Below are 15,973 nucleotides of genomic sequence, written 5' to 3'. Positions count from 1 at the left end.
TTAGTTTTCGAGCCGTTTGGCTACCAGTAGTTTTTAGCGACCAATCAATCCGCGGTTGCGCAGTGTGCGCTGACGAATTGGTGAGAACACCAAACGCTCGATAAGCACACCGACAATCATGATGGTGATGATCGAGCCAAGCACGAGTGACATGTCGCCCAGCTGACGACCGGTGTCTAGCATCAAGCCAAGACCAGGGCCGAGCGAGGGCGCAACTGCAATCAATTCAGCAGCCATTAGTGAACGCCAGGCGAAAGCCCATCCTTGTTCTAAGCCGCCCAAGAAACCTGGCCAGGCACCCGGAATCACGATGTGGTAGATGTTCTTGAAACCCTTGGCTCCAAGAACTTTGCCGGCGCGCAGGTAGATTGGCGGAATCTGATCGATACCTGAGATCAAGCCATTGGCAATCGAAGGAACAGCACCGAGAAGCACCACGGCAAAGATGGTGGCGTCTGAAAGGCCGAACCAGATGATTGCTGCCGGCACCCAGGCAACCGAAGGCAACTGCTGCAAGCCGGTCAACAGCGGTCGAGCGATTGCTCGAAGTGTTGGGTTAAGGCCGAGAGCCAAACCAACCGGCACAGCAATCAGTAGTGAAATTGCAAAACCCTGAACTCCTCGACGCAAGCTGTTGATTGCCGAAGGAACCAGCAGACCTTGGTTGAACTGATCAACTAGCGAGGCAAAAACCTGAGCCGGCGAAGGCAAAATGTAGTCAGGCTGAAGCTTCAACACAATCGCCAGCTGCCAGAGCGCAAGAACAATTGCAACTGCTGCAAGTGGTGCGAATGCCTTGAGCAGCGCCTTAGATCGGCTTCCTTTTTGCTTGGATGAGGTCTCGAGTGCGTCAAGACCAGCCGACATTGCAGCTAGGTCTTCTTGACGCTTTTTAGCCTCGAGCGCGATGTCAATATCAATGTGTTCAAAATTAGGCATGGCGGCGAATCTCCTTGCGTAGTTCGTCGGTGATCACAGCGGCGGCTTGAGCGATGTCGCTTGAATCGATGCGTCGAGGCTGTGCGTACTTGATGTTCCATTCACGAATGATGCGGCCGGGTTTTGAACTCATCAGAATCACACGCTGTGCCAGGCGAACAGCCTCGCGAACGTTGTGGGTCACAAAAATCACGGCGAGTCCGGTTTCATCCCAGATGCGAATCAACTCGTCGTGAAGCAAGTCACGGGTGATTGCGTCAAGGGCGGCAAAAGGCTCATCCATGAGCAAAATCTTGCGTCCCTGGGCAAGCGCTCGAGCAATCGCAACACGTTGACGCATGCCACCCGATAGTTCGTGCGGTCGAAGGTCAAATGCTGTCGGCAGGTGAACCAGTTCTAGCAACTCTTGAGCGCGAGCTTCGCGGCCGTCAGCGTTCAGGGCCTTGGCCTCTGGTGCATCACTCAATTTGAGAGCGAGTTCAACGTTTTCACCAGCGGTCAGCCAAGGCAAAAGAGCGTGCTCCTGAAACATCAGGCTTGCCTCATGTGAAGTCTCGATGGTTCCAGAGGTTGGCTCTTCTAGACCGGTAAGAATGTTTAGCAGAGTCGACTTGCCACAACCAGATGCGCCAACGAGGGCAACAAATTCACCTGGTTTGAGGTCAAGGTTGAACTCATCAAGAATCACAGGCGCATTTGGTGCATAGCGCTTGGTTAGATTCCTGATCTTCAAAATTGGTTCAACAGCAGTTGAACCTGAATAGCTTTCGCTCATTATTCTTCCAATCCGGCCGAGTCAGCAGCTGGTAGTCCACGTTTTGCGACCAGCGAATTCAAAGGCGCCAGGTTATAGATTCCCTTCAAACCTGATGGCCCTAATTTGAGCAATCCGGCATTCACAGCCGAATCAGCGCTGGCTTGCAAAGCCTTGGCCAATGGGTCATAGCCAAAACTTAGGTTCGCCCATGCGCGCTCAACAACATCGGCGGCCAGGGTTTTGCCGGTCTGTTTGGCAATTTCTGCCAAGCTCAGACGTTTAGCCTCGGCCGGGTCTTCGGCGATCAACTGAAGTGCATCCAAGTTAGCCTGCAAAACTGCCTCAACAGCTGCCGGGTACTTGGCTGCAAATGCGGTGGTGCTCGCAATGTGAGTGGTCACAAACTGGCCGTCTTTCCAGAGGTCAGTTTCGTCAACCAAAACCTCGCCCTTGCCCTCGAGCACCAATCTTGATGCCCATGGCTCTGGAACCCAGGCGCCATCGATGTCGCCCTTTTGGAATAGTGCCAGGGTCGCTGCGTTGTCAGAAGGCGTAATCGAAACATCGCCACCAACTTCATAGCTCAAACCTTTGTTGGTCAACCAACTGCGAAGCGCAACATCTTGGGTGCCACCGAGGCCTGGCGTCGCAAAGTTTTTACCCTGCAAGGTTTCTTCGGTTATGCCTGGTTGCACAATGAACTGAGCGCCTCCGTAGGTAGCCCCAGAAACAATTCTCAGAAGGCTGCCGTCGGTGGTGGCAAAACCGTTGATAGCTGGGTTCGGGCCTAGATAACTGATATCTAGAGCGCCGCCCTTGAATGCCTCAACTGCAGCTGGGCCTGACGGAAAGACAAAGTATTCGATTTTTGTATCTGGCAAATACTTTGAAAACAGACCCTTTTGAACGGCGATCAAAGCAGGCGCGTGAGTGATGTTTGCGAAGTATCCGATGCGAATAGTTGCGGGTGTGCCCGAGTTGGTTTCGGCTGCTGTTGGTAACTTGATGGCTGACATAGCGACAGAAGCAATCACTGCAACTGCGGCTAGGCTTCCAATAATTTGGACCAATTTTTTGGTCTGTCTGCTACGGCGACTCATGTCAATTACTACTTTCTCTAGTGCTTTAGTAGAGATTACCTATTTCAAATTTCTCGTGCTCTTTCATGACGTAATGTTTCAGAGCTACAAAACCTGCTTTGATATAGGTATGCAGGTTTCAGCGAAGGTCGACTACGGGGTTAGAGCATTGCTCTTTCTAGCCGAGGCGCATCTCGCAGACTCCGAAAAGCTTGTAAAAGGCGAGGCTATTGCCACCGCCCAATCGATACCCTTGAAATTTCTCGAGGGCATTCTTACCGAATTGCGCCATGCTGGTTTCATTCTCAGTCAGCGTGGGGCCGTAGGCGGCTATCGACTAAGTCGCAGTGCAGCCAAGATCAGTCTCGCTGAGGTTATCCGTGTGCTCGATGGCCCACTCGCCGCTGTTCGAGGTCTACGCCCCGAGAATGTTAGCTATGACGGTTCGGCTGAGCACCTTCAAGATGTATGGGTTGGCATTCGCGTTGCGCTTCGTAGCATTCTTGAGAATGTAACTTTGGCTGATGTTGTAGCCGGCAAATTTGGCACAGAGTTATCTGAACTTTTGACTCAGCCAGATGCCTGGGTCAGCCGACCAGCCTACGAGGCTAACTAGTCTTCAGAAGCCGCTGCCGCTGCGATTGCGGCAATCTTGGCTACCTCGCCAATTCGCACAACATCGGCATCGCTAAGCGCGCCAGAGACAAACCAAGCTTCAAAGGCCGATGGCGGAATCGAAACACCGTTTTCGAGCATCGCGTGAAAGAAAGCGTTGAAGGCGGGAATATTCTGCGACTGTGCGTCGGCAAAATTCTTGACTCGACTGTTGGTGAAGAATATTGAGAACAGATTGCCTTCGCTCTGAAGAGAGTGGGCAACCCCGGCTGCGCTGAGCGCCGTTGAAATTGCCTCGCCGACCTGCTTGGCCCGATTGTCGAGAGTCTCATAGAGAGCTTCGTCACAAAGTTCGAGAGTGGCCAAACCGGCTGCGGTTGCAACTGGGTTTCCGCTCAGTGTTCCTGCTTGATAAACCGAGCCAACCGGAGCGAGAAGATCCATCACTGCTGCCGAGCCGGCTACTGCGGCAACCGGGTAGCCACCACCGATGACTTTTCCGTAGGTGAATAGGTCAGGGGCCCAGCCTTCATGTGTGGCGAATTTTGCCCACCAGCCACCGCGAGAAATTCTGAAGCCCGTCATGACTTCGTCAAGAATGAACAGCGCACCTGCCGACTTTGCTAATTGCGATATAGCGGCGTTGAAACCAGCAACTGGCGGCACAACTCCCATGTTTGCAGGCACCGGCTCGGTGATAACCGCGGCAATGTCTGAGCCTCGGGCAGCGAACAGATTCTCGAGAGCATCGAGGTCGTTATAAGGCAAGACCAATGTGTCTTGGGCCTGACCCTCGGTTACGCCAGGTGAATTTGGCAGACCAAGGGTCGCCACGCCAGAACCGGCTTGCACCAATAGGGCATCGCTGTGCCCGTGGTAACAACCGGCAAATTTAACGATGATGTTGCGGCCGGTGGCAGCGCGCGCGAGGCGAATGGCAGTCATCACAGCTTCGGTGCCAGATGAGACAAACCGAACGCGTTCAATTGGCGCGACCCTATAAATTATCTCTTCTGCCAACAAAACTTCGTTTGGGCTAGGGGCACCAAAAGATGCTGAAAGTGCCGCTGCAGCTGTAACTTTGGCAACAACTTCAGGGTGTGCGTGACCAACAATCATCGGGCCCCAAGAACCAACCAGATCGATGTACTCGTTGCCGTCAACATCCCAGATGCGTGAACCCTCGCCGCGCACAAAATATCTAGGGGTTCCGCCTACGCCTTTGAAAGCTCGAACCGGAGAGCTAACGCCACCGGGAATCACCTGTTGAGCGCGCTGGTGCCAGTTGGTCGAGCCTTCGATGTTTTGAGTCAAGGCTTATCGATTCGAAAGAAGCACAGAAGCTTCGATAGCCCAGTAGGTGCAAATAATTTTTGCGCCAGCACGATGAACTGAAGCAAGTGCCTCAAGAATCGCACGCTCGCGGTCAATCAGATCTTGCGCGGCGGCAGCCTCAATCATGGCCGTCTCGCCCGAGACGATGTAGCTGGCAATTGGTAGGTCAACAATTTGGCTAGCTTCGCGAACTACGTCGAGATAGCCCAGGGCCGGTTTCACCATGATGATGTCGGCGCCTTCTTCAGCATCAAGCTTGATTTCTCGCATTGACTCACGGATGTTTCTTGGGTCTTGCTGATAGGTGAAACGGTCACCTTCGAGAGCTGATTCAACTGCGTCACGGAATGGGCCATAGAAGGCCGATGCGTACTTAGCAGCGTAAGCCAGAATCGAAACATCCTTGAAGTTGGCGGCATCAAGAGCAGTGCGAACTGCGCCAACCTGGCCGTCCATCATGCCACTGGCGCCGAGCATGTGGGCTCCGGCTTCGGCAAGAACAACAGCCATTTGTGCATAAATTTCAAGAGTGCGGTCGTTGTCAACCGAGCCATCTGGGCTGAGCACACCGCAGTGCCCGTGGCTGGTGAATTCGTCTAGGCAAAGGTCGGCAATAACAACCAGTCGATCGCCAGCTTGCTCGCGAATTGCTCGCACGGCCTCGGCTAAAACCCCATTTGGGTTGCAGCTCTCAGAGCCATCGGCATCGCGATGATTAGGAATGCCAAACACCATCACACCACCGATGCCAGCTGCTAGTGCGCGGTCGATCTCAGCGTGTAGTGACTCTTTGGTGTGTTGAACCACACCCGGCAGACCCTTGATTGGTTTTGGTGACTCAAGGCCTTCGCGAACAAAAAGCGGCAAGACCAATTGCTCGGCACGCACCTGAGTTTCGCTGACCAGGTTGCGAATAGCGGCATTGGCGCGCAATCTGCGTGGTCTCTGAATCATGGCTAAACCTCGTTGGTGTTAATTACTTTTTGAACTGCCAGGGCAACCGCTTCTGGCGTCGGATTCAAGGGTATCGAAGCAACCTCGAGGCCCGCATCTTCGATGACTTTTGCCGTAGTAAATCCGGCGGCAATCATCGGTATTTTTGCATCGGAGTTGAATGACAAAAATGAGCGCGCTGCACTCGGTGATCTAAAAATTACTGCTGAATAATCACCGCGGGTGACGCCTGCGACAGAGGCGGGCTGGGTGGCTACCGGCACAGTTGTGTAGACAACTCCGGTGACTAGATTCCAGCCAGCTGCCTCGAGCGCATTTGGCAACTGTTTCATGGCTAGTTGCCCAGACGGAATCACTGCTGTACCAATCGGTTGTTCTAAAAGCATCTCGGCAAGGCTTGCTGAATCGGCAACCTCAGGGGTCAACACCATTCGAGCACCAACCTCAAGCAATGCCTTGGCCGTGCTTTCACCCACCGCAGCAAATCTCAGGTTTGGGTTTTTCACAGCGTTTCGCAAGTTCTCTATTCCGATGATTTCACCGAATAGTCGAATCGCGTTGGCCGAGGTTGCAATTAACCAGGTGTGCTCTGCGGCATTAGCCAAAGCTGCAATCAGCTTGACCGCACCTGCCGCATGAGTGGCTTTTTCAATTGAAATGTATGGGTCAATAACCGACTCGATGCCTAATGCAGCAAGGGCTTCTGCATCGTTTTGGTTGCCATCAGCGCGAACCAGCAAAACCGGTTTAGTCATCGCTCATCAACTGCCTTGCCACATACATGCCCAATTGAAATGCCTCGGATGTCATGCCGACCTCAACCGGACCAACTGTTTTGCGAACCCGCTTGTGGGTGTTGGTTTCAGGGTCGCTCAATTCGGCGGTCACCGTGAGTTGGTCTCCATTTAGTTCTGCTAGCGCGCCGATAGCAGTGGTGCAGGCTGCATTGATGCCGACCAGAACAGCTCGCTCAGCTGTGGTGATGAGTCGGGTTTGCGCATCGTTTAGTGGCGTCAGCAGCTCTCGCAGCTGGTCGTCATCGGTGCGAATTTCAATAGCCAAGGCACCCTGTGCCGGCGCCGGAAGCAACTGTTCTGAATTCAGATATTCAGAAATCTCGCTCTGGCGGCCAAGTCTATTTATGCCAGCAGCCGCTAAAACAATGGCGTCATATTGGCCATCGCGCAGTTTCTGAATTCGAGTATCAACGTTGCCTCTAATCGGCAAGGTGACCAAGTCTGGTCGCAAAAAGTTGATTCGCGCTTCACGTCTTGGCGAAGATGTACCAACGCGCGACCCAGCCGGCAACTGCATAAGACCAAGATTGCCATTCGACACAATTACGTCGCGGTTGTCTTCACGCTCGGGCACGGCAACCAACTGCAAACCTTCGATTGGTGCCGATGGCAAGTCTTTAAACGAGTGAACAATCAAGTCGACTTTCTCAGCAAGCAGGGCATCGCGAATCGAACTAACAAAGACGCCTGGGCGCATGGGGTTCATGAGTGACCCCTGTGTTTCATCACCCTCGGTGCTGATGATCTGAATCTCAACTTTGTGGCCGCTGGCCGTGCGCAGCCAATCGGCTACAAAATTAGCCTGCACCAGCGCAAGCTTGCTACCCCTGGTGCCCACACGAAAAACACGCTCACTCATCGCGGCCACCAAAAAGAACCATCAGCGCACGTCGATAATTTTCATCATCACCAGTTGCAGCCAGAGCCTTTGCCGTTGTGAGTGGCTCGTGCAGCATCTGGTTAGCCAGGCTATTTAGCGAAGCTCGAACCTCAGCGGCAGTCTCTGCACCCTCGCGCAATTCAACTCGAGCAACCTCTTCGTCGATCCAGAGGTTTAGCTTGCGCTTGATTGCGGTTACAAACGGGTCGAGGTTTCGACCAAGTTGTTCAGCCTGAAATTCATCCGTGGCTTCGTTCACAAGTTCGCGGGCCTGAAGCACTGCTGCGGTGTGCTCGTGAGGGGTGTGGTGCTTAATGGTTTCAAGGTTCACCAGGGTCACGCCGTCAAGTTCGGCAACATCGGCCGCAACATCGTGGCTCAGCGCGACATCAATAATCATTAGCTCTTTAGACCCGGATGCCCTCGCCGCGCGCAGTTCGTTCTGGCCAATCAATTGGCTGCCGTGACCGCTGCAGGCAACAACCAAATCTGAATGCGCAAGTGAGGCGTTCAAGTTCTCGCTTATCTGCAGACCGCGCGAGTTGGCGAACTCAGCTGCACGACCGGTTGGCGAATAAACCGAAATCTCGTTGATGCCCGCACGAATCAGCGCGGCCACCACCACGCGAGCGTGGGCGCCGGTGCCGATCAGCAATGCCTGCTTGCCTGCGAGCTCACCGTGCTGTGCCTTCAAAATATCTAAGCCAACCGTGATGGTCGAACGGCCGGCGGCACCTAGCCCGGTTTGGGTAGTGACCTTTTTGGCAACTGAAGCAGCCTTTTGAAAGAGCTGGTTAAGCGCGGCCGAGGTTTGAGCGCCGTCCTGGGCGCTGGCAAATGCCTTGCGCACCTGGCCAGCAATTTCTTCTTCGCCGATAACCATCGATTCGAGGCCGGCGGTAACCGAAAAAAGGTGGCGAGCAGCTGCTAGTTCGCCAGCAACTTGAAAAACCTGCGCACAGTAGTCAGCATCGATTTCAGAATTATCGGCAATTACCCTCAGAACCTCGGCGCCTGCCGAATGAGAGTCTTTGGTTTCTAAATAAAGCTCGAACCGGTTGCAGGTGGTTAGGCCAACAAAACCTTGAATTAGGCCAGATTCTTGTTTCTCGAGAAGACCTTGGCGAATTGAATCAAAGTTTTTAGCCAGAAGATCTAGCTCTTCAAGTGAGGCTTCGCGGTGATCGGTGCCTACGAGAATTACGCCCACTTTAGTTAGCGCTGGTCCTCGTCGTCAGATTCTTCTGAATCTTCATCCTCGTAAAGGTCTGCCCACTTGTCTTCGTATTCAGGCTCAGCGTCGCCAGCAAAACCGGTTGAAGCTGGCGCAATGTGGCCAATCTCTTTTTCGAGTGCGGTCAAGTCGGTGTTCGGGCTAAAGTACTTTAGCTCGCGAGCCACCTTGGTGTGCTTTGCTTTTTGACGGCCACGCCCCATGGCGAGACCCCCCTAACGTGAGTGGGAGACAGAGAAAACCTCCCGCTATTTTAGCAGGGAAGAAGCAAGCAATACCCCAAGCACCACAGCGATAACCGGCAAGATGAAGTTGAGGGCAGCATTGATAGCCGCCATGATCGCGCGACCCTGGCGAATTAGTTCAACCGTGTTGGCAGCAAAGCTGCTGAAGGTCGAGAGGCCGCCGCAAAAACCGGCCACAACCACCACATAAATCAGCTGGGCCTTTGGGTCATTTTCAGGTGCTGCCGATAGTGCCGCTGCGGCAAAACCTGCCACCAGCGAAGCCACTGAGTTCACGGCCAAGATTCCGTAAGGCAAACGACCTGACCAGTTTGAGACCAACCCGCGAATCACAGCGCCCATGCCGCCAAAAATGCCAACGCCAATTAGAAAGGGCAAGAAGTTGGTTTCCATCAGCGGCTCAGTTTCTGAGTGAGTTTGTGGGCTCCAAAATAAGCTAGCAGGCCAAGTATGAACATTGTCGCGACCATGCTGAAGGCCCACTGCGCAAATGCGCCTTCAACTGCGAACCAAAGGGCAACCGCACTCATGGTGGTGAAGCCGCCGGCTACGCCAGTGCCCCAAAAACTTCGGGCAGCATCCGTGAATTTTTCGCCTCGAGCAGCAACAAAACCCAGGAGTGCCGCACCAAGAATATTCACAACAAACAGTAGAACCAAGTTGTTTGGGGTCAAGAAATCTAGCCCATAACGCAACATAGATCCGAGGGCACCACCGGCAAAGGTGAGACCAATGATTTTGTTGTCGAGCTTCATGCCGGCCTAGTCTTCGTCGATGCGCTTGTGACGCACCTTTGAAACAGCGTTCTCGCTGCCACGGTGACGGCGAGGTGCAGGGCGAACCTGGTCACCACGGCGAGCATCACCAGGGAGAGGGCGTCGGGTAAAGATGTCTTTGTATTCTGCAGACTCAAAACGCCAAGGCACGAGGGTAACCATCACACCGCGCAGATACATCAACTGCTTGCGAATGCGGCTGGCGCGGTGGTTGTGGAAGATGTGCTCCCACCAGTGGCCCACAACGTACTTAGGTAGATAAACCGAAATGCGCTCTGAACCATTTGCTGCGCGGTGAGCTGCCAAGAACTCAATTAGCGGGGCAGAGAAATCGCGGTATGGAGATTCGATAATTCGAAGTGGCAGACCAAGCTCTTTTTCATACTTCTTCCAGAGCTTCGCAAACGCGGCAGCCTCAGCTGGGTCAACCGCAATGTGAATTGCCTCAAGGTGAGTGTGGCGGCTAGAAAGCGCGTAGTCCAAGGCCTTCAACTGAGGCTTGTTCAACTTGTTCATCAGAACCACCGCATAGTCACCCTTTGAGCCGAAGGTGGTTTCACCATCCATGCGAATTTCGTTTTCAACCTGCGCATAGTAGCGGTGGGTGTAGAACATCACGGTGTAAAGAATTGGCATGATGATGAAGACCAGCCAAGCGCCGTGGGTGAACTTGGTTAGGGTCACAATGATCAAAACCGAACCGGTCATCACAGCGCCTAGACCGTTGATCAAGATGCCCGAGATAGCCTCTTTGCGGTTGGCCTGGTTCTGCTCGTCGGTGAGGCGTTTCTTTGGCTGAAGCATGCGACCCCAGTGCTTGAGCATGCCGATTTGGCCGATGGTGAACGATGTGAAAACACCAAGGATGTAAAGCTGAATCAGCGCGGTAACCGAAGCCTGGAACACCAACATCAAACCAAGAGCGGCCAACATCAGTGAAAGCATGCCGTTTGAGTAAACCAAGCGGTCGCCTCGGGTCATCAAGGCCTTAGGGGCAAATTTGTCTTTGGCCAAAACTGATGCGAGCAGTGGGAACCCGTTGAAGGCTGTGTTTGCGGCAAGCAAAAGAACTGCGGCGGTGCCGGCCTGAATAACGAAGAACATGAATTGGCCGTTGCCAAAAACCGCCGAAGCAATCTGGGCCATAACCGAAAGCTGAGGTGAGGTGGCACAGCTGGTCCAGTCAGGCAACTGCTCACAAGGAAACTCTGCGTAGTGAACGTTTGAAGCAAGAGCCAAGGTGATGATTCCAACGAACATCGAGACCGCGGCAACACCCATCAGCGCCATGGTGATCTGAGCATTCTTGATCTTTGGCTTGCGGAACGCCGGCACACCATTGGCGATTGCCTCGATACCGGTAAGGGCTGCCGAACCAGAAGCAAAGGCACGCAGCAGCAGCAGGATCATTGCCACCTGTGATGTGCCAACCACGCTGTCATGGATGTGAACCTCGAAGGCCGCTGAAGGCGCTGCCAAAGTCTCGCCGTTCCACAGCTTGTAAAGACCGGTGCCAATCATCAAGAAAACGCTGGCCAAGAACAGGTAGGTAGGAATCGCAAACGCGGTGCCTGATTCGCGAACACCACGAAGGTTAATCACGGTAAGAAGCAGAATGAAGCCAACCGCGATCTCAACGCGGAAAGGTGCAATCTCTGGGAAGGCAGAAATAACGTTGTCGGTACCAGCGGCAACCGAAACGGCAACGGTCATAACGTAGTCAAGCAAAAGCGCCGAGGCAACAACCAGCGCAGGCTTCTTGCCCAGGTTCTTCATGGCAACTTCGTAGTCGCCACCACCCGAAGGGTAGGCTGCAATTACTTTGCGGTAGCTGAGAATAATCACGGTTAGCAGCAGCACAACAACGGCTGCAATGCCTGGAGCGAATGACAAGAAGCTGACGCCGCCGAGGGTAAGAATCATCAAGAGCTCTTGCGGGCCGTATGCCACTGATGACAATGGGTCGCTCGAGAAGATCGGTAGCGCGATGGTCTTCGGAAGAAGTTGGCCTTCGAGGTTTTTAGTCGAAAGGCGTTTGCCTAGAAACCATCTTTTTGGATTTTGCGAGTCATTCACGAGGAATAAATCTACTCCTTATTGCGACGGCGTTTTGAGCCCATCGAGAAGGTTGAAATCAGACCTAGCGCTAAGAAACCGGCGGCTGCCCAACCGGTAGCTTTCACACCATCGGTAAAACCATCGTTCGCAGCGGTCTGAATCTCAGTTGCCGCTTCATCGCTTGCACCAAAGTTTGCCTTCGCAAACTCACCAATGCCAGGCAATGCCGCACCGGCGCTGTCTACAACTGCATCGGTTAGGCCGGCGATGAATTCATCCTGGGCGGTTTCAGGAAGTTGCTGAACATAGGCGGTGTCTTGCAATCGGGCCTCTGCTGAAGCCTGGGTTGCGGTGAACAGCACGGTACCCAAAACGGCAATACCAAGCGCAGAACCAATTTGGCGAACGGTGCTCTGTGAGCCCGAGGCCTGACCAATTTTGGTCATCGGAACATCAACCATGATTACGCCGGTTAGTTGAGCGGTTGCCAAACCAACGCCAATTCCATAAAGGAGCAGGAACGGAGCCACTGGCCACCAGCCGCCACCGGTGGTTGCAACAAGCGCGATTCCGGCAACACCAACCAGCTCAAACAAAACACCAATCTGAACCGCGCGAACGGCAGGCAGTTTGCCGCTCATCGCGCCGCCGACGCCAGAGGCCAAGAAAGCGCCACCGGCAAGCCAAAGCAAAACCATGCCAGATGAAACCGGGGTTAGACCTTCAACGTTTTGCAACCAAAGTGGAATTGCAAACAACAGACCGAATTCACCCATTGAAATGATGGTTGCGGCAATCGAACCATTGCGGAACGAAGAAACCTTGAAAAGGTCAAGGTCAAGCAATACGTTCTTATGTGCCTTCTCGCGAGATTTCTCCCAAAGAACAAAAATCACAAAAAACAAAACTGAAACAGCTAGTGAAACCGGGATGATTGACAACCCGTCGGTAGGCCAGCTGAAGTCACCGATAGTGAAAATGTTGTTGGTGCTTGCCTGCCACCAGCCATACATGCGGCCTTCAATCAGACCGAAAACCAAAGTGGCAAACATGATTACCGAGATGCCAGCACCAACAAGGTCAATGCCGCCGTCGCGTTGCTCTTGCTTCGATTCGCGAACCCAGAACAACAAACCGGCAATTACGATCAAACCAAGTGGCAGGTTGATGTTGAAAGCTAGGCGCCAACCGTCGGCACCGAAGTCAGTGGCTAGCCAACCACCTAGAACTGGGCCAAGGGCCACCATTCCACCAATGGTCGAACCCCAAACGGCAAATGCAATGCCACGTTCCTTGCCCTGAAAGTTTGCGTTCACCAGCGAAAGTGTGGTCGGCAAGACCATGGCGCCACCGATGCCTTGGGCGATGCGGGCCAAAATCATTGAGGCAGCATCGTTGCTGAAACCAGCCCAAACCGAGGCACCAATAAAGATTGCCAGGCCTAGTACGAGCAGGCGACGGCGACCAATTCGGTCGGCGATCGAACCCCAGACCAATAGCAAAGATGCAAAAACTAGAACATAGCTTTCTTGAACCCACTGAACCTGGGTTGAGGTTAGGTCAAGTGCCTTAATAACGTTCGGAAAAATCGTGTTGACGATGGTGCCATCGATGATTACCAGCGAGATTGCCATCGAGATGAAGACAAGGCCGATCCAGCGGTTTCTAGTTTTAGTCATTCACCTAGGCTAACTGACTATTGCCCTTTGGTTCTAGGCAATTGCAAGCAGCGCGCTGCCGCCGAGGGCCAGCAAAATTCCGGCCATCTGGCTCTTGGCCAGACGTTCTTTCAAGAAAATTCTGGCAAGGATGATAGTTCCCAGCGGATACAGGGCGGTAAGTACCGCGACCACAGTGAGCGAACCTTCGCGAGAGGCGAGCAGAAAAAGGATGTTTGCCGATCCGTCAAAAATTCCGGCTAGAGCAACTGCTAACCAGAATCGTTTGGCCGGCGCAGGCTTTGGGGTATCCGTGCTTTTACGAACCAGGCTCAGCACAAGAAACAGCGCGAGCGAAAGCGCGGCAACCGCACGCACAATAATCACCGGGCCAAGACCAGAATCACCGGGGGCCTGGTCAATAGCAATCAGCACTACGCCGATTCCAGTGCCAGCGACGATGCTCAGTATTAGAGCTCTGGGAGTTGGCAGATGAACGTCATCGCCTGGAACGAAGCCCACGAGGAATACGGCCAGCAGAATTACGCCCAAGGCGACAAAACCAAGTGCTGAAAATCGCTCCCCGATAAAAAAGCCGACCAACATCGGCACGATGGCTGACACTACGGCTGAGAGCGGCGACAAAATTGAAATCGGGCCAATTGCGAGAGCAGCATATAGGGCGCTGAGGCCAACCGCTGAACTCAGGCCGGCGATGGTTCCCCAAAACCAGACTCCCGAACTGAAACTCGCGCCCATCGAGAGGCCCACCAGGCAAACAAAAATTAGACCAACAAAACCACTCACCATGGTCACAGTGACCGGCTTGATTTTGCGGCTTCCGATTGCCCCAAAGAAATCGGCGAAGCCATAGACCAGTGAGGTCGCAAAGCCAAGGATGATTGTCAGCACTGAATTAGCCTAAGTCGCACTTAAAGTGAAAACCCCTGCTCGTGAGAAGTCAGGGGTTTTCGTGGCTCCGACCGGCATCGATCCGGTGACCTAACGATTTTCAGTCGTTCGCTCTACCAACTGAGCTACAGAGCCGAGGGAGATAAATCTCCCTTTTCGATAAAAGCCCTCCTAAAAGAAGGGCTCCTATTGAGCGATCCTGACGGGACTTGAACCCGCGACCTCCGCCGTGACAGGGCGGCGCGCTAACCAACTGCGCTACAGGACCTTACTTAGTGCTTGTGTACCTCGCCTTATAGTGACCCCAACGGGATTCGAACCCGTGCTGCCGCCGTGAAAGGGCGGTGTCCTAGGCCTCTAAACGATGGGGCCTACAAAGCGGATACTTCATAGCACCAAGAGAAAAGAATAGTCGGATGTTTGTGAACCCGCAACCTGAGGTTTCATTCACAGCGAAGCCTCAGCCTTAAAGACGGGCATCCGTGTTATTTTCGGACTATGAAGAAGCAGTATTCGCGCGCCCTAATTGCCGCTACGGCAGTCGGTGGATTGCTGTTTTCAGGCCTCGCGGTAGCCCCTTCTTGGGCCGTGCCTTCATACCCAACGGCAGCTGAAGTAGAAGCTGCCAAGCAGAATGTTTCAGACAAAAAAGCCATGATCGAGCGCATTGAGCAGATCATCTCAGACCTAGCTGCGGAGGCCGATGAATTGGGCCGATTGGCTCAGATCAAGGGCGAGACATTCAACCAGGCCCAGGATGAAGTCGACATCATGACCACCAAGGTCAACACTTTGCAGAGCCAGGCCGACGCAGCAAATGCCAAGGCTGAGGCGGCTCAAGAGCAACTTGGTCAGATCGCAGCTCAGATGTATCGCGAAGGCACCGGCGGAACATCACTGAATTTGCTTTTGAATTCTGGCGAGGCCGACGACCTCTTGTATCAACTTGGTGCTCAAGAAAAAGTCGCACAACAGAACGATGTAATTTATCGCCGGGCAATTGAAGACCAGCGCTATGCGCAGTCGGTCACCGATGAACTAAAAGTTGCAAAGCAGCAGTTGGCCGATAAAGCCAAAATTGCTCAGGATGCTTTTGACGAGGCAGTGGCCGCAGCCAATGAGGTTCAGGCCAAGGTCGACGAAAACAAATCTCTCAATGCCACCTTATATGCTCAACTGGCATCGCTTAGAAACACCGCGGCCAGCCTCGAGCAGCAACGTGCTGAGGGCCTTGCAGCCGAAGCGCGACAGAACGCCGGAACCGACAAACCGGTAGCTCCAGAGCTTTACGAAGTTGGCCCAGCTAACAGCGGCAAGGTTGAGACCATGCTCAGCTTTGCTAAAGCACAGTTGGGCGAGCGCTATGTGCTTGGCGGAATTGGCCCAGATGTTTGGGACTGCTCTGGCATCACCAAGGCTAGTTATGCAACTGCCGGAATCTACATCGGCACGCACTCTGCAACCAACCAGTTCAACACCATGGCTTCTGAGCGAAAGCTGGTTCCACTGAGCCAAGCGGTCAAGGGTGACCTCATGTGGTACTCGCAGTCGAGCTCTTTCAACGGCGATAAATATCACGTCGTGATCTACCTCGGCGGCGACATGATGCTTGAAGCTCCGAACCCTGCCCGAACTGTTCGTATCGTGCCTCTTCGTTATGGTGAGCTGTTCCCGTACGCCGGCCGACCAAGCGCCTAAAAATTTGAACAAATAAAAAGACCCCGATTGCTCGGG

The 15,973-nt window shown here is 53.5% G+C and carries 16 protein-coding genes and 3 tRNA genes; 2 read left to right on the top strand and 17 right to left on the bottom strand.

Annotated features, from left to right (window positions below):
• Positions 1-33: 33 nt before the first annotated feature.
• The 3 genes from Q0L26_RS02630 to Q0L26_RS02620 are packed head-to-tail and all read right to left on the bottom strand — an operon-like array spanning position 34 to position 2,766.
• On the bottom strand, positions 34-939 hold the full coding sequence (locus tag Q0L26_RS02630; RefSeq protein ID WP_296646979.1) for an ABC transporter permease: 906 nt from the start codon (positions 937-939) through the stop codon (positions 34-36).
• Positions 932-1,714, bottom strand: a complete 783-nt coding sequence (locus tag Q0L26_RS02625; protein ID WP_296646976.1) for an ABC transporter ATP-binding protein — start codon at positions 1,712-1,714, stop codon at positions 932-934. Before Q0L26_RS02625 ends, Q0L26_RS02630 begins: the two co-directional genes overlap by 8 nt.
• Positions 1,714-2,766, bottom strand: a complete 1,053-nt coding sequence (locus Q0L26_RS02620; protein ID WP_296646973.1) for an ABC transporter substrate-binding protein — start codon at positions 2,764-2,766, stop codon at positions 1,714-1,716. Before Q0L26_RS02620 ends, Q0L26_RS02625 begins: the two co-directional genes overlap by 1 nt.
• A 139-nt stretch (positions 2,767-2,905) precedes the next feature.
• On the opposite strand from Q0L26_RS02620, the gene Q0L26_RS02615 reads away from it, so the two are divergent.
• Positions 2,906-3,391: an Rrf2 family transcriptional regulator gene (locus tag Q0L26_RS02615; protein WP_296646970.1), complete on the top strand. Its 486-nt coding sequence runs from the start codon at positions 2,906-2,908 to the stop codon at positions 3,389-3,391.
• Here the strand turns inward: Q0L26_RS02615 and hemL are convergent.
• From hemL to Q0L26_RS02545, 14 genes are all read right to left on the bottom strand, one after another.
• Positions 3,388-4,704: a glutamate-1-semialdehyde 2,1-aminomutase gene (gene hemL / locus Q0L26_RS02610; protein ID WP_296646968.1), complete on the bottom strand. Its 1,317-nt coding sequence runs from the start codon at positions 4,702-4,704 to the stop codon at positions 3,388-3,390. The genes Q0L26_RS02615 and hemL overlap by 4 nt on opposite strands.
• Before the next feature lie 3 nt (positions 4,705-4,707).
• Positions 4,708-5,679 carry a porphobilinogen synthase gene (gene hemB, locus Q0L26_RS02605; RefSeq protein ID WP_296646967.1) on the bottom strand — a complete coding sequence of 324 codons (972 nt, stop codon included), beginning with the start codon at positions 5,677-5,679 and terminating at the stop codon, positions 4,708-4,710.
• 2 nt (positions 5,680-5,681) lie between these two features.
• On the bottom strand, positions 5,682-6,434 hold the full coding sequence (locus Q0L26_RS02600; RefSeq protein ID WP_296646964.1) for a uroporphyrinogen-III synthase: 753 nt from the start codon (positions 6,432-6,434) through the stop codon (positions 5,682-5,684).
• Positions 6,427-7,335, bottom strand: coding sequence for a hydroxymethylbilane synthase (hemC, locus tag Q0L26_RS02595; RefSeq protein WP_296646961.1), 909 nt, complete (start codon positions 7,333-7,335; stop codon positions 6,427-6,429). The genes Q0L26_RS02600 and hemC overlap by 8 nt, the downstream gene beginning before the upstream one ends.
• Positions 7,328-8,566 (bottom strand): glutamyl-tRNA reductase, encoded by a 1,239-nt coding sequence (locus Q0L26_RS02590; protein WP_296646959.1) that lies wholly within the window; start codon positions 8,564-8,566, stop codon positions 7,328-7,330. The genes hemC and Q0L26_RS02590 overlap by 8 nt, the downstream gene beginning before the upstream one ends.
• A 5-nt stretch (positions 8,567-8,571) precedes the next feature.
• Positions 8,572-8,793 carry a DUF3073 domain-containing protein gene (locus Q0L26_RS02585; protein ID WP_296646956.1) on the bottom strand — a complete coding sequence of 74 codons (222 nt, stop codon included), beginning with the start codon at positions 8,791-8,793 and terminating at the stop codon, positions 8,572-8,574.
• Positions 8,794-8,838: 45 nt separating this feature from the next.
• Entirely contained in the window at positions 8,839-9,228 is a 390-nt protein-coding gene (locus Q0L26_RS02580) for a CrcB family protein (protein ID WP_296646954.1), read from the bottom strand.
• On the bottom strand, positions 9,228-9,590 hold the full coding sequence (locus Q0L26_RS02575) for a CrcB family protein (protein WP_296646949.1): 363 nt from the start codon (positions 9,588-9,590) through the stop codon (positions 9,228-9,230). Before Q0L26_RS02575 ends, Q0L26_RS02580 begins: the two co-directional genes overlap by 1 nt.
• A gap of 6 nt (positions 9,591-9,596) precedes the next feature.
• The gene (locus Q0L26_RS02570; protein ID WP_296646948.1) at positions 9,597-11,687 is read right to left on the bottom strand and encodes an APC family permease; all 2,091 of its coding nucleotides are present in this window, start codon (positions 11,685-11,687) and stop codon (positions 9,597-9,599) included.
• An 11-nt stretch (positions 11,688-11,698) separates the two neighbouring features.
• Entirely contained in the window at positions 11,699-13,348 is a 1,650-nt protein-coding gene (locus Q0L26_RS02565; RefSeq protein ID WP_296646945.1) for an MFS transporter, read from the bottom strand.
• 33 nt (positions 13,349-13,381) lie between these two features.
• Positions 13,382-14,239 carry an EamA family transporter gene (locus Q0L26_RS02560; RefSeq protein ID WP_296646944.1) on the bottom strand — a complete coding sequence of 286 codons (858 nt, stop codon included), beginning with the start codon at positions 14,237-14,239 and terminating at the stop codon, positions 13,382-13,384.
• Between the two features lie 62 nt (positions 14,240-14,301).
• A tRNA-Phe gene (locus tag Q0L26_RS02555) sits at positions 14,302-14,374 on the bottom strand.
• Positions 14,375-14,433: 59 nt separating this feature from the next.
• Positions 14,434-14,507 (bottom strand) — tRNA-Asp (locus tag Q0L26_RS02550).
• Between the two features lie 31 nt (positions 14,508-14,538).
• Positions 14,539-14,611: transfer RNA gene (locus Q0L26_RS02545), tRNA-Glu, on the bottom strand.
• A 126-nt stretch (positions 14,612-14,737) separates the two neighbouring features.
• On the opposite strand from Q0L26_RS02545, the gene Q0L26_RS02540 reads away from it, so the two are divergent.
• Positions 14,738-15,937 carry an NlpC/P60 family protein gene (locus Q0L26_RS02540; protein ID WP_296646941.1) on the top strand — a complete coding sequence of 400 codons (1,200 nt, stop codon included), beginning with the start codon at positions 14,738-14,740 and terminating at the stop codon, positions 15,935-15,937.
• Positions 15,938-15,973: the final 36 nt, after the last annotated feature.

This window comes from Rhodoluna sp. (genome assembly GCF_024641065.1).
In the GTDB taxonomy this organism is placed as follows: domain Bacteria; phylum Actinomycetota; class Actinomycetes; order Actinomycetales; family Microbacteriaceae; genus Rhodoluna.
Note: the sequence above shows the minus strand (reverse complement) of the source record. Positions and strands in the feature narration are given on the sequence as shown.

What these genes read in the sequence shown, in the direction of transcription:
- Q0L26_RS02585 (WP_296646956.1), bottom strand. Translation starts at nt 8,793, where the DNA reads ATGGGGCGTGGCCGTCAAAAAGCAAAGCACACCAAGGTGGCTCGCGAG.
- Q0L26_RS02540 (WP_296646941.1), top strand. Translation starts at nt 14,738, where the DNA reads ATGAAGAAGCAGTATTCGCGCGCCCTAATTGCCGCTACGGCAGTCGGT.
- Q0L26_RS02630 (WP_296646979.1), bottom strand. Translation starts at nt 939, where the DNA reads ATGCCTAATTTTGAACACATTGATATTGACATCGCGCTCGAGGCTAAA.
- Q0L26_RS02600 (WP_296646964.1), bottom strand. Translation starts at nt 6,434, where the DNA reads ATGACTAAACCGGTTTTGCTGGTTCGCGCTGATGGCAACCAAAACGAT.
- Q0L26_RS02565 (WP_296646945.1), bottom strand. Translation starts at nt 13,348, where the DNA reads ATGACTAAAACTAGAAACCGCTGGATCGGCCTTGTCTTCATCTCGATG.
- Q0L26_RS02625 (WP_296646976.1), bottom strand. Translation starts at nt 1,714, where the DNA reads ATGAGCGAAAGCTATTCAGGTTCAACTGCTGTTGAACCAATTTTGAAG.
- Q0L26_RS02580 (WP_296646954.1), bottom strand. Translation starts at nt 9,228, where the DNA reads ATGGAAACCAACTTCTTGCCCTTTCTAATTGGCGTTGGCATTTTTGGC.
- hemC (WP_296646961.1), bottom strand. Translation starts at nt 7,335, where the DNA reads ATGAGTGAGCGTGTTTTTCGTGTGGGCACCAGGGGTAGCAAGCTTGCG.
- Q0L26_RS02575 (WP_296646949.1), bottom strand. Translation starts at nt 9,590, where the DNA reads ATGAAGCTCGACAACAAAATCATTGGTCTCACCTTTGCCGGTGGTGCC.
- Q0L26_RS02615 (WP_296646970.1), top strand. Translation starts at nt 2,906, where the DNA reads ATGCAGGTTTCAGCGAAGGTCGACTACGGGGTTAGAGCATTGCTCTTT.
- hemB (WP_296646967.1), bottom strand. Translation starts at nt 5,679, where the DNA reads ATGATTCAGAGACCACGCAGATTGCGCGCCAATGCCGCTATTCGCAAC.